Source organism: Thiomonas sp. FB-Cd, assembly GCF_000733775.1.
Taxonomy (GTDB): Bacteria; Pseudomonadota; Gammaproteobacteria; order Burkholderiales; family Burkholderiaceae_C; genus Thiomonas_A.
This window is the reverse complement of sequence record NZ_JPOE01000006.1, coordinates 1-21,892: the sequence shown is the minus strand read 5'-3', so window position 1 is coordinate 21,892 and position 21,892 is coordinate 1. Positions and strand designations below refer to the sequence as shown.

Annotated in this window: 21 protein-coding genes and 1 pseudogene; 13 read left to right on the top strand and 9 right to left on the bottom strand. The window is 60.3% G+C overall.

The window, feature by feature from the left end:
• The first annotated feature begins 1,206 nt into the window (after positions 1 to 1,206).
• From CD04_RS0121160 to CD04_RS0121140, 4 genes are all read left to right on the top strand, one after another.
• Complete coding sequence (locus tag CD04_RS0121160) at positions 1,207 to 2,043, top strand: hypothetical protein (protein WP_031410503.1); 837 nt, start codon at positions 1,207 to 1,209, stop codon at positions 2,041 to 2,043.
• Between the two features lie 521 nt (positions 2,044 to 2,564).
• Complete coding sequence (locus tag CD04_RS0121155; RefSeq protein ID WP_031410500.1) at positions 2,565 to 2,858, top strand: hypothetical protein; 294 nt, start codon at positions 2,565 to 2,567, stop codon at positions 2,856 to 2,858.
• Between the two features lie 390 nt (positions 2,859 to 3,248).
• Positions 3,249 to 3,758 carry a hypothetical protein gene (locus tag CD04_RS0121145; RefSeq protein WP_031410499.1) on the top strand — a complete coding sequence of 170 codons (510 nt, stop codon included), beginning with the start codon at positions 3,249 to 3,251 and terminating at the stop codon, positions 3,756 to 3,758.
• A gap of 41 nt (positions 3,759 to 3,799) precedes the next feature.
• Positions 3,800 to 4,729 (top strand): tyrosine-type recombinase/integrase, encoded by a 930-nt coding sequence (locus CD04_RS0121140; protein WP_197033195.1) that lies wholly within the window; start codon positions 3,800 to 3,802, stop codon positions 4,727 to 4,729.
• 384 nt (positions 4,730 to 5,113) lie between these two features.
• Here CD04_RS0121140 and CD04_RS0121135 read toward each other — a convergent pair whose 3' ends face one another.
• The 5 genes from CD04_RS0121135 to CD04_RS0121115 all read right to left on the bottom strand — a co-directional run bounded on the left by CD04_RS0121135 (position 5,114) and on the right by CD04_RS0121115 (position 8,164).
• A complete protein-coding gene (locus CD04_RS0121135; protein WP_031410495.1) occupies positions 5,114 to 5,884 on the bottom strand; it encodes a GIY-YIG nuclease family protein in 771 nt (256 codons plus the stop codon).
• A 140-nt stretch (positions 5,885 to 6,024) separates the two neighbouring features.
• Complete coding sequence (locus tag CD04_RS0121130; protein WP_255333864.1) at positions 6,025 to 7,173, bottom strand: DNA cytosine methyltransferase; 1,149 nt, start codon at positions 7,171 to 7,173, stop codon at positions 6,025 to 6,027.
• A 40-nt stretch (positions 7,174 to 7,213) separates the two neighbouring features.
• Positions 7,214 to 7,621, bottom strand: coding sequence for a very short patch repair endonuclease (locus CD04_RS0121125; protein ID WP_031410490.1), 408 nt, complete (start codon positions 7,619 to 7,621; stop codon positions 7,214 to 7,216).
• Entirely contained in the window at positions 7,622 to 7,822 is a 201-nt protein-coding gene (locus CD04_RS22340; protein ID WP_038169048.1) for a ribbon-helix-helix domain-containing protein, read from the bottom strand.
• 147 nt (positions 7,823 to 7,969) lie between these two features.
• Positions 7,970 to 8,164 carry a hypothetical protein gene (locus CD04_RS0121115; RefSeq protein WP_031410489.1) on the bottom strand — a complete coding sequence of 65 codons (195 nt, stop codon included), beginning with the start codon at positions 8,162 to 8,164 and terminating at the stop codon, positions 7,970 to 7,972.
• A 441-nt stretch (positions 8,165 to 8,605) separates the two neighbouring features.
• Between CD04_RS0121115 and CD04_RS23990 the strand changes: the two genes are divergently transcribed.
• The 6 genes from CD04_RS23990 (at position 8,606) to CD04_RS0121080 (ending at position 12,714) form a co-directional block, all read left to right on the top strand.
• A complete protein-coding gene (locus tag CD04_RS23990; protein ID WP_156030376.1) occupies positions 8,606 to 8,752 on the top strand; it encodes a hypothetical protein in 147 nt (48 codons plus the stop codon).
• Between the two features lie 468 nt (positions 8,753 to 9,220).
• The gene (gene parA / locus CD04_RS0121100) at positions 9,221 to 9,862 is read left to right on the top strand and encodes a ParA family partition ATPase (RefSeq protein ID WP_231480737.1); all 642 of its coding nucleotides are present in this window, start codon (positions 9,221 to 9,223) and stop codon (positions 9,860 to 9,862) included.
• Positions 9,853 to 10,059: a hypothetical protein gene (locus tag CD04_RS0121095; protein ID WP_031410483.1), complete on the top strand. Its 207-nt coding sequence runs from the start codon at positions 9,853 to 9,855 to the stop codon at positions 10,057 to 10,059. Before parA ends, CD04_RS0121095 begins: the two co-directional genes overlap by 10 nt.
• Positions 10,060 to 10,150: 91 nt before the next feature.
• Complete coding sequence (locus CD04_RS0121090; protein ID WP_031410481.1) at positions 10,151 to 10,516, top strand: type II toxin-antitoxin system RelE/ParE family toxin; 366 nt, start codon at positions 10,151 to 10,153, stop codon at positions 10,514 to 10,516.
• 88 nt (positions 10,517 to 10,604) lie between these two features.
• The gene (locus tag CD04_RS0121085; protein ID WP_031410479.1) at positions 10,605 to 10,931 is read left to right on the top strand and encodes an XRE family transcriptional regulator; all 327 of its coding nucleotides are present in this window, start codon (positions 10,605 to 10,607) and stop codon (positions 10,929 to 10,931) included.
• A 271-nt stretch (positions 10,932 to 11,202) separates the two neighbouring features.
• Positions 11,203 to 12,714, top strand: coding sequence for a hypothetical protein (locus tag CD04_RS0121080; protein WP_031410478.1), 1,512 nt, complete (start codon positions 11,203 to 11,205; stop codon positions 12,712 to 12,714).
• Between the two features lie 929 nt (positions 12,715 to 13,643).
• Here CD04_RS0121080 and CD04_RS23460 read toward each other — a convergent pair.
• From CD04_RS23460 to CD04_RS0121060, 4 genes are all read right to left on the bottom strand, one after another.
• Positions 13,644 to 14,000, bottom strand: a complete 357-nt coding sequence (locus tag CD04_RS23460; protein ID WP_012435589.1) for a cupin domain-containing protein — start codon at positions 13,998 to 14,000, stop codon at positions 13,644 to 13,646.
• 133 nt (positions 14,001 to 14,133) lie between these two features.
• A complete protein-coding gene (locus CD04_RS0121070) occupies positions 14,134 to 14,694 on the bottom strand; it encodes a chlorite dismutase family protein (RefSeq protein WP_011514928.1) in 561 nt (186 codons plus the stop codon).
• A gap of 406 nt (positions 14,695 to 15,100) precedes the next feature.
• Positions 15,101 to 15,385, bottom strand: coding sequence for a type II toxin-antitoxin system mRNA interferase toxin, RelE/StbE family (locus tag CD04_RS0121065; protein WP_011342942.1), 285 nt, complete (start codon positions 15,383 to 15,385; stop codon positions 15,101 to 15,103).
• Positions 15,382 to 15,660, bottom strand: a complete 279-nt coding sequence (locus tag CD04_RS0121060) for a hypothetical protein (RefSeq protein WP_011342941.1) — start codon at positions 15,658 to 15,660, stop codon at positions 15,382 to 15,384. Before CD04_RS0121060 ends, CD04_RS0121065 begins: the two co-directional genes overlap by 4 nt.
• A 238-nt stretch (positions 15,661 to 15,898) precedes the next feature.
• Between CD04_RS0121060 and CD04_RS0121055 the strand changes: the two genes are divergently transcribed.
• The 3 genes and pseudogenes from CD04_RS0121055 (at position 15,899) to CD04_RS0121040 (ending at position 20,252) form a co-directional block, all read left to right on the top strand.
• Positions 15,899 to 16,492 (top strand): recombinase family protein, encoded by a 594-nt coding sequence (locus tag CD04_RS0121055; protein WP_012435588.1) that lies wholly within the window; start codon positions 15,899 to 15,901, stop codon positions 16,490 to 16,492.
• A pseudogene (locus CD04_RS0121050) lies at positions 16,489 to 19,517 on the top strand (Tn3 family transposase). Before CD04_RS0121055 ends, CD04_RS0121050 begins: the two are co-directional and overlap by 4 nt.
• 105 nt (positions 19,518 to 19,622) lie before the next feature.
• The gene (locus tag CD04_RS0121040; protein ID WP_031410464.1) at positions 19,623 to 20,252 is read left to right on the top strand and encodes a DNA-binding protein; all 630 of its coding nucleotides are present in this window, start codon (positions 19,623 to 19,625) and stop codon (positions 20,250 to 20,252) included.
• Positions 20,253 to 21,892: the final 1,640 nt, after the last annotated feature.

Below are 21,892 nucleotides of genomic sequence, written 5' to 3'. Positions count from 1 at the left end.
AACTGGTGTTTTGCGTGGTTCCAGTGCACACCACCGTTCGCACGTCGCAGTTTCGGGAGCCACCCTTACCGCAACGCCGAGCCCCAAAGTGAACATCCCGCAGAACTTGTCCGCGGACTCTTTCTTAGCTGTCCTGATGCTCTGGGCCAGCCGTGTTGACTTTGCATCCGGTCGCCAAACCGGATGCCGCTTCATAGCCCGCCAAGGCCAATCCGCGCCCTGCTGAATCCAGCCTCGCCAAAGGCTGGTTTCTGTCACTGACACAACGCGCGGCCGCCAGGCCGCTTTGCACTTTTTCGTCCGACTTCAGCTTTCGTACCCGGCTCGTCGCCGGTTCCTGTTCGCACCGTTCCGCTCAGCACGACAAGGCTTGCGCCTTCAGGACTCCTACTTGCCTCATCTCCCTCTCTTGCGCGTCGCTAGGTGCCATCCCAGCTCAAACCGCCGTCAGAGATTCCCAACTTAGACAGATGCCCTTCTCTTGCGAGTGTCGGGCGCTTCAGCTACTGCGATCGTTTAGCAGTCGGCTCCGTTTCTTCGCTTAGGTCTTAGACCTTACCCCTTGCGGGTTTCCCAGGAAAAAGATTCCAAAAACTCTCTGGTACTTGCTGGAAACTTCAACGCCTCACGTGAATCCATTGCATCACGACCTCTCGAACCCTCCCTCGTGGGGCTAGGCTTACGTGCTTGAGCTGTACATCGACCCACCCCTTCGGATGGTGCCAGTCGATCCAGGTTTCCCCTCGCGACCCTGACGCATTTCTGCGCCCTCAGAAGCCCACACGTCGAGCAGATGTCCGCCGGCTTTCGCCTGCGGCCACCGTGGTGTTAACGACGGCGAAAGCCGTCTCCCATTTCGCTGCTGCCAGGTGCTACACAACCGTTGCCGGCGTGCCCGTTTCGTTGTCGCCCAATCCTGAGCTTTCGGCCAGGGATTGAGTCGAAAGGGGAATTTCACCCCCAGCGCTCGTTGCAGCCGCACCAGCCCTATTAGAGGCATGCGGCTACGTCGGACTAGCTCGGGCTGGCGGCCCTTGCTGTGCAGCATCCGCTGCAGTGCGTTCGTCGGTTGGCTTGGCGGCCAACACGATCTTTTGTGTCGGCTTGGCGGCCTAGTGACGCCACAAGTGTACCTCAGCATGGCCCTTACGTGGAATCTTAATATATGCAGTTCTACAAACGGTATTTTTGATATAATGCCGTTTCATGAGTGTTGAACAAACGAGTGCATCCGGACAGGCGGCGGTGCAAGACATGCCGCCGAAACGAGCTCGTACAAGTGGCGAGAAGGGCGCGTCCGCGTACCGCGGGGTGCCGTCGTCGAACCCGTTCATCTTCACGAAGAAGACGGTGTACATGCAGCGCCTCGGCGATGCGGTGCGTGCCGGTGCCTTGCACTACATCGCAGGTTCGATCCCGTTGGGCAAGGCGCCATTCCTGGCCCAAAAGTTCGCCAGTCGGTACGTGCTCAACCCAGGGAAGATCGCCGATCATCGTGCCCGACGGGCTGGAGAGGATGTGGCGAGATGGCTGGGTTGGCTCGACGAGCAAACTGGGTTTGTGCAGTGGACGCTTTTCTACTTTCCTGGCAAGACGATCTGTCACGAGGAGCGCTGGCTCAATCCGTTCGAGGCGCGGATCACCTTGGCTGGCTATGAGCTCGTGCGCATGACCAAGCCTGGTGCAAATGCGCCGGTCCTGACCTGGAAGTACACCCGCGAGCAGTACCGGCTCTTGCACAACCAGGTCGTATTTGCCATTCGAGGGAGGCAGGACGCAGTCCTCGAGCAGCTCATTAACTCGCTATCTAGGAGCCCAGGTTTCGCGGGAGTGCGTGAGCAGGTCAAAAAATTGTGGGCGATTGTCAAGGCGGAGTGGAAACGGACCCGAAGTAAAACCGATGATCCTCCGAAGATTCCTCCGACAATCGGCTATGTCAGGCGTCTTCCAGACGTTGGAATGAGATGGTCAGATCTCATGCAATCCATCCCGAAGGGACGGAAAAATGCCCAAGAGGTGAGCGAGGCGCCGCCGAACCTGTGAGCAGAAAGCGTTACCAACGCAGCGACAGAATCACTTCGTTGCGGCGACGGTGACGCAGTTGCCTGGAATATTAGAAAAGATGTGGCAGTAGCTGCCCAGACGTTCTGAGCATGACTTCGAGGTGATGCACGGTAAGTCCTGAGGCGTTGGACGATATGAGCATCGCATGGAAAATAACGAAAAGTCGGTAGAGAAGATCAAAGCGTTTGGTCCAGATATCTTCGGGGCTACGGCTGTTTGCGTTGGTGCGAGGTGATTGCCTCCATTGGTTGTTTTTCATATTAAATTCCTTTCTTGTTTTCAGTTCATTTGCATGTCCTGGTTTGGGCTTACCGCTCTGGATTGAGCGATTAAATTTATTATCTCACACTCATTAATTAAAAGCAACAAAATCGTTAAAATATAATCAGTATATAACGTTTTGTCGTATTTTTGCAATGACCATCGGCGGCCACACATAAAGCACTTTATAAAACCGTCGAGTTCCACCGGGTGGTGACGTTAAATTGAACGCGTAGGCTATGTCTTACTACCTCGATCATTTCAGGCCGGCGCATCAATTTTGGGAGGCCGCGACGCCAGGCGAGGAATTGTTTTCCACCAGTTCGGTGGCGTTCGCATTGGGAATTGGCCGGAATAGCGTTCGACGACTTCCCGTCCAGCCAGCGCTGGAGCACAAAGGGCAGAGGTTCTATCGAAAGAGTGCGATCCTGGCCTGGTGGGAAGCCGACAAAGAAGATCGCAATGGCCTGTACTGGACGCTACGCGCGGAACACAAGGCGGAGCTAGAGAAGCGTTACGGTCGACGGCGTTGAGGGGGTGTTGACAGAAACCGCGTCGTTTTCCATAATTCGCTTGTAGCGTGTATTTTTGCGCGTTGCGAACGTGAAGCTGGCCCTGCGCCGGCTTTTTTGTGCCCGCTCGGGATGTCCGCGCGGGCTTTTTTTCGTCTACATGTCATGCGCGATCGCGTCGTGATGCTGGTGGACGTGCTTGAACTTCTTCACTTGGCCGAATGGCTGAGCGGAGATCTGATCGAGCTCGCGCACCACATCCTCAAAGCCTTCATCTAAGCGCGCAGATCCCGGCCCATCTCAAAGTTAGTGACTGAATTGGGCTGACTTTGTGCTCCAAAGTCAGCTGCGATGCGGCGTGGCCGATTATGAATGATAAAGGACGTTATCATTCATGAGAGGAGGGGAGGGATGGGCACATCCAGCAAGGAGATCCACAGCACACACTCGACGCTGCGCGAGCGCATCGTCGAGCACGTCTTCGTCGGCGAGATGTTGCGCAGTCTGTGGCGGCGTGGCATCGTCGATGTGGAAATCCTGCGAAGCGAGTTCGATGCGCATGGCTATGACCTGGTGATCGCGCGCGGCGATGTCGTGCGGCATATCCAGTTCAAGACCGGAACGGCGAATCGACCAGGCAAGGTTTCCGTCCCGCTCGCTTTGAGTGGCAAGCCCGCCGGCGGCGTCCTCTGGATCCACGTCAACGATGGGCTGGACCTCGGGCCCTTCTTCTGGTTCGATGGCCCGCCGGGTGAGCCCCTTCCTCCGCTCGGACCGGCGGTGCCGCGCCGAGCTACCCACAACAGCCAGGGCGAGCGCCCGCCACGGGCGAATCATCGGGAGATCCAGGCCGGCAGGTTTGATCGCCTGGAGACGGTCGAAGAGGTTCTCGTCGCCCTGCTTGGCGATCTCACGCCATGACCGCGCCAGCCCCGCCCCGGGCCGCCTTGGCCTTGGCGGTCATGGCCCCGCTCGCCGAGTCGTTCGCGTTGTTCGCGCCGACGCCGGATGCCGGACGGCGCTGCGTCGAGTTTTTCACGGTCAACATTCGCAACCCGCACACGCGTAAGGCCTACGCCCGCGCGGCTTCGGACTTTGCCGCCTGGTGTGCGTTGCGCGGCATCCGCGACGTGCGTCAGGTGCAGCCCGTGCATGTGGCCGCCTACATCGAGGGGCTGCAGGTGGCCGCGCCTTCGGTCAAGCAGCGCCTGGCGGCGCTGCGCATGCTCTTCGACTGGCTCGTGATCGGCCAGGTGCTGCCGGTGAATCCGGCGGCTTCCGTGCGCGGTCCGCGGCACTCCGTGAAGAAGGGCAAGACCCCGGTGCTTTTGGCCGACGAGGCGCGGCAACTGCTCGATTCGATTGACGTGTCCACGCCCATCGGGCTGCGCGACCGCGCGCTCATCGCCCTCATGGTCTACACCTTCGCGCGCGTGGGCGCCGTGGTGAAGATGCGCCGCGAGGACGTCTATGACCAGGGGCGCCGCTCATGGGTCCGCCTGCACGAGAAGGGAGGCAAGCAGCACGAGATGCCTTGTCACCACAAGCTCGAGGAGTTCTTGCACGCGTACATCGGGGGCGCGGGGATCGTGGGGGACAAGGGGTGGCTGTTCCGCTCGGCGCTCGGGCGCTCAGGGGCGCTCTCCGAGCGACCTCTGAGTCAGTCCGACGTGTACCGCATGATCTGGCGTCGGGCCGAAGATGCGGGCATCCAGACCCGGATCGGCTGCCACAGCTTCCGCGCGACGGGCATCACTGAGTACCTGCGCAACGGCGGGCGGCTGGAGATCGCGCAGCAGATGGCGGGCCACGAGTCCGCGCGCACCACGGGCCTCTACGATCGGCGCGGCGACCAGGTCAGCCTCGATGAGATCGAGCGGATCGTGATCTGAGAGATCGGCTGCCGATGGCTTTGCGGCGAGCGCGAGTTTATGTGGACCAAGTGTGAGTGTTTCAGGCGAATTCGGCGCCGCGTCACCGAAGCTGATCGGGTTTCAATTGAGAAAACGGGTTGCCGTCAGCTGCTGCCTTTTTCAACCATGCGACGCCATCAAGAACCCGTTTGCGGTTCCTGGCCTATCTCCCCTGACGTACGTACAGCATGCCCAGGAAGAGCTGACCCTAGGGCGAGCCCCGGCTAACGCTTTTCTCGAGCCAGTGCGCGGCCGCGCGTGGGTCGGAATCAATGCGACGTCGTAGCCGCCGGAAAGGAACGAAATGTCGGCTCGCGACGAAGTACACAGGCCAGCGCTCCATAGCCCGCTTGCTCTAGCTTGTTAGATGATGACTTCGCCGTACTGGTAGGAATGCTGTTCCTTGTAGAGGATGACATGGCTCACAAAGGCGGTCGCCTGCCACTCGGTGCCCAGCGCCGTGCGGATGATTCGCATCAGTCCCCGCACTGTTTGCGAGCCCTCTGGGATGGTTACGTTCGCTGTCAGCAGATCGGCATGAGGTTGCCCGCGCTGCGCGCGACCCTGAGCATTCCGCAGGGTTTCATAGCGCAGCGTGTAAGGCAGCGCGACCTTGAGCTCAGCCAGTGCCGCCGCTGCGGTCTTTGTGCCAGGTGGGATCAGTTGCGCAGGAAGGTCGATATTTATCGGGTGTTGCGCGTCGAAGCCCTCGGGGCTCTTGTTGGTGGTCTCGCGTTGGCGACCAGGGTCGTTAGAGCCGAACCCGCTTCCGTTCCAAGCGGCCGCCCCGTTCGCAGTCTCGCGATAGTGCTTGATGAGCTGCGTTTCCAGGTCCATGGCCGTGAAAACCATGATTCGTACAGCCTTGAAGCTGACAGCGCCCGTCAGTGTCGGGCGGTGCAGGATCTTTCGCGCATGGCGAGATAGCCGTGTGCGAAGCCCGGCTTCCGCGTCGGTTTTGCCAACGTACACCAAGGTGTTGCCATAGAAGAGCTGATAGACGCCCTGTGCTTCAGGTACTTCCGACGTGACATCCTGTTGAAGAGGGCCCGTTTCCATCCCGTCGAGTAGTCCGATGAGCTCGGCCTTCAAAGCGCGGGGCAAATCGAACTCGAATTCGGCGAAGCCTTCCATCACCAGGTGACCTGGACTGGAAGGCTCGGTGCCGTGGCTATACGCGCGGCGCTGTGCTTCGGTGGGGGCAAGGAGCTTCTCGGTGATTGATCTCCGAGATTATCCATTCATCGCGTCAAGCAGGAAGGGGTGTCCAACCGTCACGCGGCCGCGAGTCCTCCGCCTATTCCAGTTTCGGACGACCGCAGCGTTTCGGCAACCGAGCCAGCGATCACTTCCGCCAGGCGAACCGGCACTGCGTTGCCGAGCTGGCGCATGGTTTCCGTCCAGGAGCCACGGAAGATGTAGTCATCCGGGAAAGTCTGCAGACGCGCGGCCTCTCGCACAGTGAAATAGCGAACTGAGCCATCCAGGCGGGCTAGCATGTTCTCACCCCCTGGCACGCCATGATCGCCCGCTTTCAATGTCTTGGCTGGTTCATCTAGTGGGCTTCCCGTGTGACCTGGGTAGCTGCGCGCTCCGGGATTGAACTGGTGGTTCGGGATGCCGTTCCGCGGATTTTTTTCCGGATCTGGGAGGCCGCAGATCGCGTCACGGACCGTTCTCCACGGGAAGGCGGCGTCGAAGAAAGCGCCTTCACGCAACTTGGCGATGCGGCCTTCAAGACGAGGCGAGAGAAGCGGCCTGTTTCGCTTCGCGACTCGATGCCTTTCCCAATACTCCCCCGTTACCCACTGATCCCGGAGTAGCGCATTCTCGCTATGCGTTTCCTCGGGAAAGTTCCATTGGATGCCAAGGTCGGAGCGGAACCCGACCAGGAAGACGCGCTCGCGCCGCTGAGGTACCCCGTAGTTAGCAGCGTTGAGCAGTCGGAAGACTACGTTGTAGGTTGCCCGTTCGGTGTTTGATGTGTGATGGCGTTCAAGCCGAGAGCGATGGCGATCCCAAGTTTCGCTCTTTCGCCGCGTGAGTTCAGGGTGCGAGAGTTGCAGGAGGATGTACTCGAAGTACGACGCGAAGGACTGCCGGAGCAGGCCCTTCACGTTTTCGAATATGAACGCTCTCGGCCGAAGCTCTCGCACGGCGCGAACCGCTTGGGGGAACATGTCGCGCTCGTCACGAAAGCCGCGGGCCTTGCCGCCCATCGAAAAGGGTTGGCATGGCGGCCCGCCTGAGATGACCATCACGTCACGGCCGACGCCGGCTAAGTCAAACTCGCGCACGTCGCCCTCGAAGAGTGGCCACTCATCAACGTCGTGGGCGTGCAGTGCTTGGTTATGCCGAAATGTCTCGCAAGCGTCGTGATCCCATTCGACGACTGCGGCGTGTCGGAAGCCGGCGCGGGACATTCCCATCGCTAGGCCGCCAGCTCCGGCGAACAATTCAACGCTACGCATCGAGAAATCTCCTGATCTTTTTTCGTAACAGCTCGACCCGGCTGAGCTGACATTCCCACACCGTCAAAACCTTCCAGCCAGATCGCTTCAGATCTCGCCTGTTCCGCTCATCTCGTTCCTTGTTCGCTTCGAGCTTTGGGAGCCAAAAGTCCGTCCGTGACTTCGGCAGCCGCGCTAGCACGCAGCCGTCGTGTCGATGCCAGAAGCAGCCGTGTACGAAGATGACCTTGCCTCGGCGGCGGAACACCAGATCTGGCCGTCCAGGTAGATCTTTGCCATGCAGGCGGTAGCGGAAGCCCATCGCATGTACCAGCCGTCGTACGATGAGCTCGGGGCCCGTGTCCTTCGATCGGACGCGCCCCATGATCTCGGAGCGCCGTTGCCTGCTGACGGTATCCACTCATCCACCCTGCCCCGCATTGAACAAAGGCCACTGGTCAGCGATGTACTTCTCGGCTGCATCGCGAATGACCCACGCCACAGAGACCTTCTTTTGCTTCGCGATGTCCTGCAGGGTGCTGTAAATCTCGGGTGGCAGGCTTGCCGACGCCCGCGCAGCGCGGGGCTTGCCAGCCGGCTTACGTCCACGTTTGGCGACCATCTTGGAGTCTCCTTGAATTAGATGCATCACTTTACATCACAAAGACGCAAGTTAATATTCATTTTCGTTCGACAGGACTCGCAGTGGATAGGCCTATTGATAGGTGGGTGCATGCCTTGCGCCGGGCCGAGTTTCTTCTGGTAAAGCTCATCGCTCACTGCAGCCCAGTTTGTCCCAAAACGGGACAAATGCAGCTCTAAAACCGAGCTCCTCGGCTCGTTTTCCGAGTCTCTGCCGGTGCCGCTTTTTGCGCCGCGCCCCTGCATAGATCGTTATCCCGATAACGCCAAACGTCGTGATACAGGACTTGATGCGGATTCCGATGTCGAAGATCAAGTCCATCACCAATCTCCTCACTCGAACAGTTTCCTAAAAACCTTCCGCAAGGCTTTGGATGAAGCCTCTTTCGAAACATCCAGTGTTCCGACAAGGACAGCGGGATCGTGAACAATCCGAACCTATGGGCCGAAGAACATGGCCAGCCGCAGTACATTGTCGACTTGGTGAATCGGGGGGCCGGGCGAGCGTGGAGATGGTGAAGATCGTGAATGGGCTGCCGGCGTTGAGTGCGGCGGGGAGCTGAAATGCGACCATTTTCGATCCGCCTCTTCTCACCGTTCGGCGAGCCAGGCGGCATCCTGGTTGCCACCAGCGATAGTTGACCTGGTCGCGCCGTCATCTACCAACGGGCGTTGGCCGGCGAAGTCAAATGGCGTAAGGAGTACCAGCAGCGGGGCGTCCACATTCTGGTCGGCCCCAAGCGTATGTTGGCATGGTGCCGCGATGAGTGACGACGCACAGAACATCTTCACGGATCTTCCAGATGGACTCGGGGAGGATGAGTTTTATTTCGGCGCGATCGTTCCAGGCATGGGGAGCATGGTCACCGTTGAGGTGCGCGCGCCTTTGCTACGGCGGCCGATCGCTTGATGGACGCAGCTGCGTCGCAGCGCGAGTCGTGGGAGGCTGCGTACCCGATTTTGTTTTGCTACCGACATGCGTTGGAGCTTTATATAAAGGCGCTGCTCCCCGCTGGCACGCAAGGACATCGCTTGAGTGAGCTTGTTCGCGCGATCAAGCCATGGCTTGATAAGCAGTATCCAGCAAGCCAAGTGGCGTGGCTCACGGGGCGAATCGCTGAGTTCGATCGACTCGATCCGAATTCGACGGTGTTTCGCTATCCCGATGGGCCTGCAACCGCATACAGGGGCGGGCAAGATCCGTGGCCCGAGACCTGGGTTGATTTCCGTCGACTGCGACGATCTACAGCGAAGATGTTTCAAGCCTTGGAGTGGGCACGTCTTCATGCAGGCGCCTTAGCCGTGGCTGGGGTCGACGCAAGGTATGTATTTGAATCGCGGCGTAAATGAATCTATACTCATTGCCTCATAGGAGGCGATGAGTATGCGCGTCATTGCGTTAATGAACGAGAAGGGTGGTTCTGGAAAGTCGACCCTGGCTATCAACATAGCCACCGCTTTGCATCGCCGCGGCGACCAGCGTGTTGTCTTGGTAGATGCGGACCCGCAAGGAACGGCACGCGATTGGCGTGCGGCTTCGCCCGAAGGCAAAGAACTTCCGCCCGTCGTTGCCCTAGACCGTCCGCAGATGCTGGCGTCTTTGCCAACGCTGGCAGCGGACATTGCCGTGATCGACACTCCTGCGAAGGCCGAAGCGATGGCAGCGGCGGTTGTGCGGATCGCTAACGTCGCATTGGTCGTGATCCAGCCAAGCGGAGCCGATGTGTGGGCGTCTGCCGCCACGGTGAAACTCATCAAGTCCAAGCTCGACGTTGGCGGGCATATTGACGCTGCGTTTCTGGTCAATCGAGCGAGCTCGAGTACCAGGCTCTCGAAGCTAATCCAGGGTGGCGAGTGGAACGAATACGGCTTTGATCAACTTGACACCATGGTTGGAAACCGCACGGCGTTTGCCCAGGCGCTGACGGATGGCGTTTCTGTGTATGACCTGGCAGACGGCCAGGCCAAAGCCGAGATTGATTTCGTGATCCAGGAGCTGGAGGGGGCAGGATGGCTCTAAAAAGCAAACCGTTGGAAGCTGTGCGGCCGGACGTTCCTGTGCACCACGTCACGCACCAAGACATGGTGCGGATTAATTTTTTGGTGCCAGCCTCGACGCGCAAGGCGTGGAAGCGGGCGGCCCTAGATGAGGGGATCACACTGACCGAGTTGATCTCCAAGGCGATGCAGCGCTACACCAATGAGAGCCACTCATGATAATAGACTCATATGAGTCTATGCGTATAAAAGCGAGCGCCTCCAGAAAATTCCCTTGACGGAATTCTTTTCTGGTGCCATTATTCCTTCCATGGCATGGGAAGTAGAGTACACCGACGAATTTGAGGAGTGGTGGGGATCGCTCGATGAAGAGGAGCAAGCCTCGGTCGCGGCGTCGGTTCGGTTGCTCGAAGAGCGGGGTCCTAACCTGCGGTTCCCCCATAGCAGTGGCATCGAGGGCTCGAGACATGGACACATGCGGGAGCTGAGGACTCAGCACGAAGGGCGACCCTACAGGACGCTCTACGCCTTCGATCCACGCAGGACGGCCATCCTTCTGATCGGAGGGGAGAAAACCGGCAACGATGATTGGTACAAGGAGTTCGTTCCGAAGGCCGACGACCTGTACGACGAACACCAGGAAGAATTGAAGACAGAGCAAGAAGGGGACGCTTGAGGCCCATGGTGGGCGCGGCGTATTGATTGAGTCACTAGGGAGAATCGCGAGCTGACGCAGATTGGCAGCGGCAATTTGAGAGGAAAAAATGGCGAAGAAGTTCGCAGCACTGCGTGCAGCGATGTCGCCGCGCGCACGGGAACTGGCAGAGGCGAAGGCACAGAAGATGCTCGCCGAGATGCCGCTTTATGAGCTTCGGCAGGCACGTGGTCTATCGCAAAAGATGCTCGCCGAGGTTCTGCACGTGCAGCAGCCCGCGATTGCAAAGATGGAGAAGCGCACGGATATGTACATCTCGACGCTTCGCAGCCACATCGAAGCGATGGGTGGCCAGCTGGAGATCACTGCACGCTTTCCCGAGGGGAGCGTGCGCATTGGGAACTTTTCCGAAAGCGGGAAGGTATCAGCCTCATAGCCTTATATGAATATATGAGGCTAGATGCTGATCATGGGCTTCTGCTTGCCCTGCAAGTCCTCGCCCGGAAAAGGAAAAAGCCCCCTAGATCACTCTAGGGGGCTTAGAATTGGCGTCGACCCGGGTGGTGCTGGACACACCGTCGCGGGGCATTTGGAACGAACTTCAAGGAAGAAGCACATGCCGAACGCTTACCGAGACGACAGCCACATTATAGGCTGCGCCGGCGCGCACGTGGCAAGCGGAAATCCTTGCGCCACAAGGGTTTTCCGTGTTTGCCAGCAATCCGCAGCTTGAGCTTTTCGATCCCTCGGTCGGCTTAGCCGAGGCTCGGCGCTACCACCGCGCCGTCGACGATCCAAATTTCCCGTTCCTGTCCTGGAACTGGCGCGAGCCTGGCGATGTGCACATGCGCCAGAAGGCCGTGCCCGCCGCTCGCCTGGACTGGCTGCTGGCGCAGATCGCTAAACGGCGGCATTGGGAGCAGGAGCACCATTTCGTGGTGCAGAACGAGTTCCAGGCGCCCAATCGCCGCGCGCTCAACCTCTGGAGCTTTGGCCTGTTGTGGGCCGACCTGGACTTGTGTAGCCCAACGCATGACGCTCGGACGGTCGATCACTGGACTAGCAAGGCATTGCAGGATTGCATTGACCTGGGCATCCCAGAGCCGAGCATCATTGTCTGGTCCGGGCGCGGTCTGCATCTCAAGTGGGTTCTTGAGTCGAGACTCCCAGCCCAAGCACTGCCGAGATGGGCTGCGGCCATGCGCGCGATCGCCGACAAACTGCGAAGCGCCAACTGGCCGGTTGACGACAGCGCAAAGGACGTGAGCCGTGTCTTGCGGATCGCGGGCACGATGAACCCGAAGCCCGACGCGCACGGCCGCATCATCCCGCGACCGGTTTATGTGACGCACGCAGGCCCGGACCACAATTTCGACGTGCTCTGTGAGTGGGTTTTGCCCTACGCCCGCAACCAGGTCGCGCGGTTTCGGCACGATGACATGGCGCGTGCGGAAGCCGCCCAATCGCTTCGCCAGGCTTGGCGACAGGCCGGACAGCAGTACGCCATGTTCGATGAGAACCGGCGGCGAGCAACCGAGGCTTTGGGGCGTTCGGTGTCGGCCGCAGCTCTTGCGGCCGAGGAAGCCGCGCAGTCGCTTCACTGGGCTCGTTTGGGCGCTATGCGTGAAGCTGCGGGCAAGCGCGGTGGTATCGCGCAAGGGCAGCGGGATGAATGGCTCTGGATCGCCGCAAACAGTCTTGCCTGGGGTCTAGGCGACGCCGGGAAGTTGTGGCTCGAGCTTCCCCAGCTGGCCCAAGAAATTGCACCGACGCTGACGGTCGAAGAGGCTCGAAGCAGTGCTTCGAGCGTCTATCGACGTCTCAAGTCGGGCGGAAGAGATGCCTTGTATCGCATGAAAACCGCAACTCTCGTTGAACGGCTCGGGCTTTCAAGCGACGAAGCGCGACTTCTGCGCGGAGCCGGTCATGGCACCAAGAACCCGGGCGCGTTAGCTTTGCCCAAGCTGGAAGGTCTGGATTTCGACGATTGGCAGCGGGAGGTCAGAAAGCGCTTTGCCCTAGGCGGTAAGTACGCATCGTCGATCCGTCCGCAGGAGGCGGCTCCCCGTGGCCAAGAGGCGTCAGTTAAGGCGCGGCGCCTGGCTAGCGCAGGGAAGCGAGCAGAAGCGCGCCAGTTGCGGGAACAGGGGCTACCCTTGGAAAAGATCGCCGGCCAGCTCGGAGTGAGCTTAAACACGGCCTGGCGGTGGTGCCAGTAGTTTTCGATTTGCACGCCCTTGTATGTAGTTGCTGGCTTAGCCTCCCCGGTTTTCGTTTTGCTCGCCTTGAATAGAAGAAGCCCAGGGTGTCTGGGGCAGGGCCCCTGCTGCTCCCAGGGTTTTCGGCTTTTTCTCAGAGTGGTAGCTAGAGCAAGGCCGTAGGCCGCGCAGTCGTCGCGCGCCTGGTCGCTGCCGACGCAGCCGGTGGGCAGAGTGGGCGGCAAGCTGTGGGCGGGGCGTGGGCAGGCGTAGCCTGTCCACCCACGTCCATCGGCTTGTCCCCACGGTGCGCGTAGCGCACTGTCCACCGGCTAGGAGCTGCCGTTTCGAGGCGCCGTTGTTTTGCATGGCCGTCGGGGCGAACTGCCGCCGCTGACGGCCATGCAACAGCGTGGGGTCGCATGCGCGCGTCAAGGGTGAAGGCTGCGCCCGGCGCCTGCGGCGCCGCCCTTGACGCGCTCCAGCTCCAACCCAATCACGCGCCACCGACCAGGGGTTCTAAGCCGGAACCGCCGAAAATTCCGTCAGCCGATCAACGTGGCTTGTCCCGCGCCCGGTCGATGGGGTAGACCCAACAGTCGTGTCACTAGCCGCCATTTCGATCACGGCAATGCCAGCCGGACGTCACGTCCAGATTGTTCCGGTCTGGATGAGGCCGACTGACGTCTCGGATGACGGGTGGCATACAACTGCTGTGAGTCCTGCAGGGGGGCAGCTGCCTGACCGGACGGCGAGCATCAGCCCATCTCATGTATTAGTCATGTCAGCTTTGACACTGCGCACGCGACGGCACCCGACCCGTTGCAGACCCCCAGACATATGGAAAGCTGACGCTCAACGTGGAGTTAGCCGGCGCGGCGCGGCTTCATCGCGCAGCGTCCGTGTTGATGGATGGGTTAGAACTCTCTGGGGCACACATTTGAGAAAGACTATTTTTCAGCCAACGCAAAACCCGCGTTGCCAGATGCAACCACTGAGACAAATACAAACGGCACTGGACTAGTATTTAGAGCGCCATGCACTTGGCCAGGTTTTGCTATGGCAATATCTCCAGCCTTTAGATGAGCGACTTTGCCGCCTCCTTGGTAATACTCAGCCTCTCCAGAGATAACCGTCCAAGTATCTTGGCCGTCCGGGTGAACATGAGCGGTTATTTCTTGCCCAGGATGGGCATGCCAAACAACAACTGCTGAGTCCTTGGTTTCCAGAACCACTGAACGAATTGGTTCGCCGTCAGACGGACGAATATATTCTGTTACCGAAAATATTCTTGATTCCATTTCCATATCCACTCCAAAAATCAATTTGGCTTGAGAAGTTATTACAGAACAACTGTATCCGAGAGTTCTACGTTGCCGATAACCGGCCCGAAACGGCGGCGCAACGCGCCGCTGTTGGGGGTCCGTGTTCATCGGCGGGTTAGACCTGTGCTTGCGTAAGACGAATATCGACTTCTCGGTCGACGTATTTCCATTCCTCTGACGCACGCAGTTCGGAAAGCAGCCTGTTGAACTCAACCTCATGAATTGGCGCGTATTCGAACCAATTCAGAAAATCGAACGGTTCATTCTCTGAGAGGTCGCGGCAGTGGTGGAGCTTGCGCGCTACTGCAGGCAAATACTGAAGCCCGATTTGGACGTGCTTCGACTGTTCGAAAACGCTCCGGCGTTCGTCTTGCGTGAGCTCCCACCAAGCTGCGTTCTTCCGGATCGGTATTAGCGCACCGCACGTTGCTTCTGGGCGCGCCAGACCTTGCTGCTTCGCTACAATTTCATTCTTCTCTGCGCGCATGACATATCGTTCATTGCTGGTTATTCCACGAAGTATCCAGGGTGCATTGGTTTCAGACTGCAACTCTGAAGCGGATACGACGTTGAGCCTTTTGGCTTCAGGCAGGGGCTCGCCAACTCTCGTTTCGGCCCTGACAATCCGCCAAGGGCCAATGTCTGCGCCGACGAAAGCAAATAATCGTGTATCCATTTCAATCTTTCATGTGTGAATGTTTTAACTCTTGCAGCTTCGAAGAACCTATCTGCCGATCCCGTGCTTGTGCATCATCGCCTCCGCGCAACTGCGACGACCGCCCGCAGCAATCACATTGAACTTTCGAATCGAAACTGCTGAAGCGAACCTACGCGGACGTACGGCCGCAGTCTGTGCGCTGCCGGACGGAGCGCTGCCAATTTGCGCCTACTGGCAGGCTGTGAGTGCGCGGATGGGCCAGCGACCTCCCTTCATAGAGGGAGCGAAGCAGGTCAGAGACACTATTGAACGTCCGCTACCGGGAAGATGCTTGACCGTCCGCAACTGGCCGCCTGCCGCCGACCGCGGTCTGGCTCGAAAGCAGTCTGTCAACGCGCCGTTTCATTGTTGCCATGATCATATCTTAATCGCGCACAGGCGGCCACAGGCGGGCAGTATGAACCAGCGTCAGTATCCACACCGTTTCGCCGTCGATCTGATACACCAGGCGATAGCTTTCGTGCGGGATCAACTCGCGGGTCCCGGGAATCTTTCCCGGCTTGCCCAGCATGGGGTGCTGGATCAAGCGGGCGGCCGCGTCGCTGAAAATCTCATCCATCCGGGCCGCCGCGCGCGGATTGTCGGCTGCGATGTAGTCCCACACATCGGCACGGTCTTGCTGCGCTTCGGGCGTCCAAACAACCCTCACGCCTGGCTCGCCACACTGGCACGCCGTGCGGCGAATTCGGCCTCAACTTCATCGTTCGACCGCCCCAATCCAGCGCGCATCGAAGCCCGGCCGGCTTCGACCTTGCGGCGCAGGAACTCGTCGTACTCGCGCGACTCGCGCTGGCGCTGAACGAACTCGCGCATCAGCTCGCGCAGCACTTGCGACGCCGGGCGATGGGCCGCCTCGGCTTCGGCCATAAACTCGGCGCGCAACTCAGGCTCCAGCTTCATCGTGAAAACGGCTTGTTTTGACATGATCGGGGCCTCCTGCCACTTGATACTAACAAAGTATATACGCCGTCATTACTAAGCGCTATTCACAGAACGCTGCAAGGCGGGCGTGCGCTAGGCCAAGGCCTGTCGGAAAACATTTGTTTTTCGACAGGCCTTCAACGGTCCTCTGCACCAACCTCCGAGTGGCCGCAAAATTGTGCGGAAAACTCTGTCGCCAGACGCTACCATACGGAAACCTCGTCTTAATGGTTTTCCGCTTATGTTGGTAGGTTACATGCGCGTGTCGTCGGACTCCGACCGCCAGAGCACGAACTTGCAGCGCGATGCGCTGCTCGCCGTCGGCGTCGATGCGCGGCATCTGTTCGAGGATCATGCTTCCGGCGCGAAGGACGACCGCGCGGGCCTGGCGCGGGCGCTCGAATTCGTTCGCCCTGGCGACGTGTTGGTCGTGTGGAAGCTCGACCGGCTCGGCCGTTCGTTGTCGCACTTGCTCGCCATCGTGACCTCGCTCAAGAAAAAGCAGGTGGCGTTCCGCTCGCTGACGGAGAACCTGGATACCACGACGCCCTCGGGCGAGTTTCTGTTCCAGGTGTTCGGCGCGCTCGCGCAGTACGAACGCGCCTTGATCCAGGAACGTGTCGTCGCCGGTCTGGCTGCCGCCCGCAAACGCGGCCGGATCGGCGGCCGGCCGCAGGCGATCACCGGCGAGAAGCTGGAGGCCATCGTCGCTGCGCTCGATGGCGGCATGTCCAAGGCGGCGGTGTGCCGCAACTTCGGCGTCAAGCGAACCACGCTGATCGAGACCCTGGCACGGGTTGGTTGGACGGGCTCTCGTGGAGCGTCATCGCGATGACGACCAAGAGCGAACGATTGACCGTCCTGTCGGACGCCGAGCAGGAAGCCCTGTACGGCCTGCCGGACTTCGACGACGCCCAGCGGCTGGAATACTTGGCGTTGACTGAAACCGAACTGGCGCTCGCCAGCAGCCGGCCTGGTCTCCATGCCCAGGTCTATTGCATCTTGCAGATCGGTTACTTCAAGGCCAAGCATGCCTTCTTCCGCTTCGACTGGAGTGAGGTCGAGCACGATTGCGCCTTCGTGCTGAGCCGCTACTTCCACGGCGAGTCCTTCGAGCACAAGCCAATCTCCAAGCACGAGCACTACACCCAGCGCGAGTGGATTGCCGATCTGTTCGGCTACCGGCCGTGGGCGGCCGAGTTCCTGGCGCAGCTCGCGCAGCAGGCCGCGCAGACCGTGCGGCGCGACGTGATGCCGGGGTTCATCGCCGCCGAGCTGATCGTCTGGCTAAACGAGCACAAGATCATCCGGCCCGGCTATACCACCCTGCAAGAGCTGGTGAGCGAAGCCCTGTCCGCCGAGCGTCGGCGGCTGGCTGGCCTGCTGTCGGAAGTGTTGGACGAATCGGCCAAGGCCGCGCTGGGTCGGCTTCTAGTGCGTGACGACACCCTGTCGCAATTGGCGGCGCTCAAGCAGGACGCCAAGGACTTTGGCTGGCGTCAGATGGCCCGCGAACGCGAAAAGCGCGCCACGCTGGAGCCGCTGCACCGGATCGCCAAGGCGCTGCTGCCCAAGCTCGGCGTCTCGCAGCAGAATCTGCTGTACTACGCCAGCCTGGCGAACTTCTACACCGTCCACGATCTACGCAACCTGAAGGCCGATCAGACCTACCTCTACCTGCTTTGCTATGCCTGGGTGCGCTACCGGCAGCTTTCCGACAACCTGGTCGATGCGATGGCCTACCACATGAAGCAGTTGGAGGACGAAAGCAGTGCGGGCGCAAAGCAATCCTTTGTCGCCGAGCAGGTGCGCCGTCAGCAAGACACACCGCAGGTCGGCCGCCTGCTGTCGCTTTACATCGACGACAGCGTGCCCGATCCCACGCCGTTCGGCGATGTGCGCCAGCGCGCCTACAAAATCATGCCCCGCGATACGCTGCAAACCACCGCGCAGCGCATGAGCGTGAAGCCGGTGAGCAAGCTGGCTTTGCACTGGCAGGCGGTGGACGGCCTGGCTGAGCGCATCCGCCGCCATCTTCGGCCGCTGTATGTCGCGCTCGACCTCGCTGGCACTGATCCGGGCAGCCCGTGGCTCGTGGCGCTGGCCTGGGCCAAGGACGTGTTCGCCAAACAGCAGCGCCTATCGCAACGGCCGCTCGCCGAATGTCCAGCGGCCACGCTGCCGAAACGCTTGCGACCGTACCTGCTGACCTTCGATGCCGATGGCAAGCCGACGGACCTGCATGCCGACCGCTACGAGTTCTGGCTGTACCGCCAGGTCAGGAAGCGCTTCCAGTCGGGTGAACTCTACCTCGACGACAGCTTGCAGCACCGGCATTTTTCCGACGAGCTGGTTTCGCTGGATGAGAAGGCCGCCGTGCTGGCGCAGATCGACATCCCGTTCCTGCGGCAGCCACTCGATGCCCAGCTCGATGCGCTCGCGACCGAGCTGCGCGCTCAGTGGCTGGCCTTCAACCGCGAGCTGAAGCAGGGCAAGCTGACGCACCTAGAATACGACAAGGACACGCAGAAGCTGACATGGCGCAAGCCCAAGGGCGAGAACCAGAAGGCGCGCGAGAAGGCGTTCTACGAGCAACTGCCGTTCTGCGACGTGGCCGACGTGTTCCGCTTCGTCAACGGCCAGTGCCAGTTCCTGTCGGCGCTGACGCCTTTGCAGCCGCGCTATGCGAAGAAGGTCGCCGACGCCGACAGCCTGATGGCGGTCATCATCGCGCAGGCGATGAACCACGGCAACCAGGTCATGGCACGCACCAGCGACATCCCGTACCACGTGCTGGAGAGCGCCTACCAACAGTACCTGCGCCACGCAACGCTGCACGCGGCCAACGACTGCATCAGCAACGCCATCGCCGCGCTGCCGATCTTCCCGTACTACTCGTTCGACCTCGATGCACTGTACGGTGCCGTCGATGGTCAGAAATTCGGCGTCGAGCGGCCGACCGTGAAAGCGCGCCACTCGCGCAAATACTTTGGGCGCGGCAAGGGCGTGGTCGCCTACACGCTGCTGTGCAACCACGTGCCGCTCAACGGCTACCTGATCGGCGCGCACGATTACGAGGCCCATCACGTGTTCGACATCTGGTATCGCAACACGTCGGACATCGTGCCGACCGCGATCACCGGCGACATGCACAGCGTCAACAAGGCCAACTTCGCTATCCTGCACTGGTTCGGCCTGCGTTTCGAGCCGCGCTTCACCGACCTTGGCGATCAGTTGAAGGAACTCTACAGTGCCGACGATCCGGCGCTGTACGATCAGTGCCTGATCCGGCCGGCCGGGAGAATCGACCGCGATCTCATAGTCAGCGAGAAGCCGAACCTCGACCAGATTGTCGCCACGCTCGGACTGAAGGAGATGACGCAGGGCACGCTGATCCGCAAGCTATGCACCTACACCGCGCCGAACCCACGCGGCGCGCGGTGTTCGAGTTCGACAAGCTCATCCGCAGCATCTACACGCTGCGCTACCTGCGCGATCCGCAACTGGAGCGCAACGTTCACCGCTCACAGAACCGCATCGAGTCCTATCACCAGCTACGCTCAACCATCGCCCAGGTCGGCGGCAAGAAGGAATTGACCGGGCGCACCGACATCGAAATTGAGATCAGCAACCAGTGCGCCAGGCTGATCGCCAACGCGGTCATCTTCTACAACTCGGCCATCCTCTCGCGGCTGCTGATGAAGTACGAGGCGAGCGGCAACGCCAAGGCGCACGCTCTCCTGACCCAGATATCGCCGGCGGCCTGGCGGCACATCCTGCTGAACGGGCATTACACCTTCCAGAGCGACGGCAAGATGATCGACCTGGATGCGCTCGTGGCGGGGCTGGAGCTGGGATGACGGAAATTTCGGCGGTTCTGGCTTAGAACCCGACCACGACCTTTGTTGTATTTTGTAGATTGTAGTATGATACATACTATCTATTACGCGCTACAGGAGATTCCCATGGCCATCACCGCCGAACAAATCTGGGCCGCCGCCGACGCCCTCGACGCCGCAGGCCAGTCGCCGACCCTCGCCGCCGTGCGCAAGGCCGTCGGCGGCGGCAGCTTCACGACTATCAGCGAGGCCATGGCCCAGTGGCGCACGCGCAAGGCCGACAAGTCCACGCCGTTGCGCGAGCCCGCCCCACCCTTGGTGATGGAGCGCCTGGCCGAGGTCGGTGCCGACATATGGGCCGCAGCGCTCGACCTGGCTAACGCGCGCCTGAACAGCGAGCGCGAAGCGCTGGAGGCCGCGCGTGCCGAGCTCGAAGCAAGTCGCTTGGAAGCCGCTCAGTTGGCCGATCAGCTCACGGTTGAGGTGGAGGATGCCAAAACCCGCCTGGAGGCCCTCACGGCCTTGGAAAGCGCCCTGCAAACTCAGCTCGGCGAGATCAAGCAGGCCCTGGCCGCCGAGAAAGCCGCCAGCAAGGTGTTGAGCAAAGACCTCGACCAGGCGCGCGACGCCGCGGCCACTGCGCGTGAGCAGGGCATCAAGGTTCGCGAAGAACTAGCGGAGATGCGCGGCAAGCTGCAGACGTTGCAGCAACAGAACGCCGAGCTGCTCGAGCGTCTGCCCACGGCCGGCAAGTAGGTGGCGCGGTTCAGCCTGGTGCCGCCCGCCGAAGCGCGGGCGCTGCTGGCCTGCGCCGCCCGATCCTTGTAGACGCGGTTCTGGCCGCGCGCGGACCCTCTGCGACGCGGCCGCGCGGCCGCGTCGAGTTCGTCGCACGCCATGCTGGTGGTGAGCGCACCGGCGAAGCATTGCGCATGCCCAGCTGTACCCCACCGGCCTGGCCGCCGCGCATGAAAAAACACCCAGGCAGCTTGGAGGCTGCACTGGGTGTGTGGATCATCAACAGGCACAAGGCCCGATTATCTCAATCTCGAGGCAAGCCTCGACGTGGCTTCAAAGCCTTCTCACGGCTGCAAGCAGCCTCCTTCATGCCCGTAGGCAGGCTGGGCGAGAGCCAATCACGCTGAACTGGTGTTTTGCGTGGTTCCAGTGCACACCACCGTTCGCACGTCGCAGTTTCGGGAGCCACCCTTACCGCAACGCCGAGCCCCAAAGTGAACATCCCGCAGAACTTGTCCGCGGACTCTTTCTTAGCTGTCCTGATGCTCTGGGCCAGCCGTGTTGACTTTGCATCCGGTCGCCAAACCGGATGCCGCTTCATAGCCCGCCAAGGCCAATCCGCGCCCTGCTGAATCCAGCCTCGCCAAAGGCTGGTTTCTGTCACTGACACAACGCGCGGCCGCCAGGCCGCTTTGCACTTTTTCGTCCGACTTCAGCTTTCGTACCCGGCTCGTCGCCGGTTCCTGTTCGCACCGTTCCGCTCAGCACGACAAGGCTTGCGCCTTCAGGACTCCTACTTGCCTCATCTCCCTCTCTTGCGCGTCGCTAGGTGCCATCCCAGCTCAAACCGCCGTCAGAGATTCCCAACTTAGACAGATGCCCTTCTCTTGCGAGTGTCGGGCGCTTCAGCTACTGCGATCGTTTAGCAGTCGGCTCCGTTTCTTCGCTTAGGTCTTAGACCTTACCCCTTGCGGGTTTCCCAGGAAAAGATTCCAAAAACTCTCTGGTACTTGCTGGAAACTTCAACGCCTCACGTGAATCCATTGCATCACGACCTCTCGAACCCTCCCTCGTGGGGCTAGGCTTACGTGCTTGAGCTGTACATCGACCCACCCTTCGGATGGTGCCAGTCGATCCAGGTTTCCCCTCGCGACCCTGACGCATTTCTGCGCCCTCAGAAGCCCACACGTCGAGCAGATGTCCGCCGGCTTTCGCCTGCGGCCACCGTGGTGTTAACGACGGCGAAAGCCGTCTCCCATTTCGCTGCTGCCAGGTGCTACACAACCGTTGCCGGCGTGCCCGTTTCGTTGTCGCCCAATCCTGAGCTTTCGGCCAGGGATTGAGTCGAAAGGGGAATTTCACCCCAGCGCTCGTTGCAGCCGCACCAGCCCTATTAGAGGCATGCGGCTACGTCGGACTAGCTCGGGCTGGCGGCCCTTGCTGTGCAGCATCCGCTGCAGTGCGTTCGTCGGTTGGCTTGGCGGCCAACACGATCTTTTGTGTCGGCTTGGCGGCCTAGTGACGCCACAAGTGTACCTCAGCATGGCCCTTACGTGGAATCTTAATATATGCAGTTCTACAAACGGTATTTTTGATATAATGCCGTTTCATGAGTGTTGAACAAACGAGTGCATCCGGACAGGCGGCGGTGCAAGACA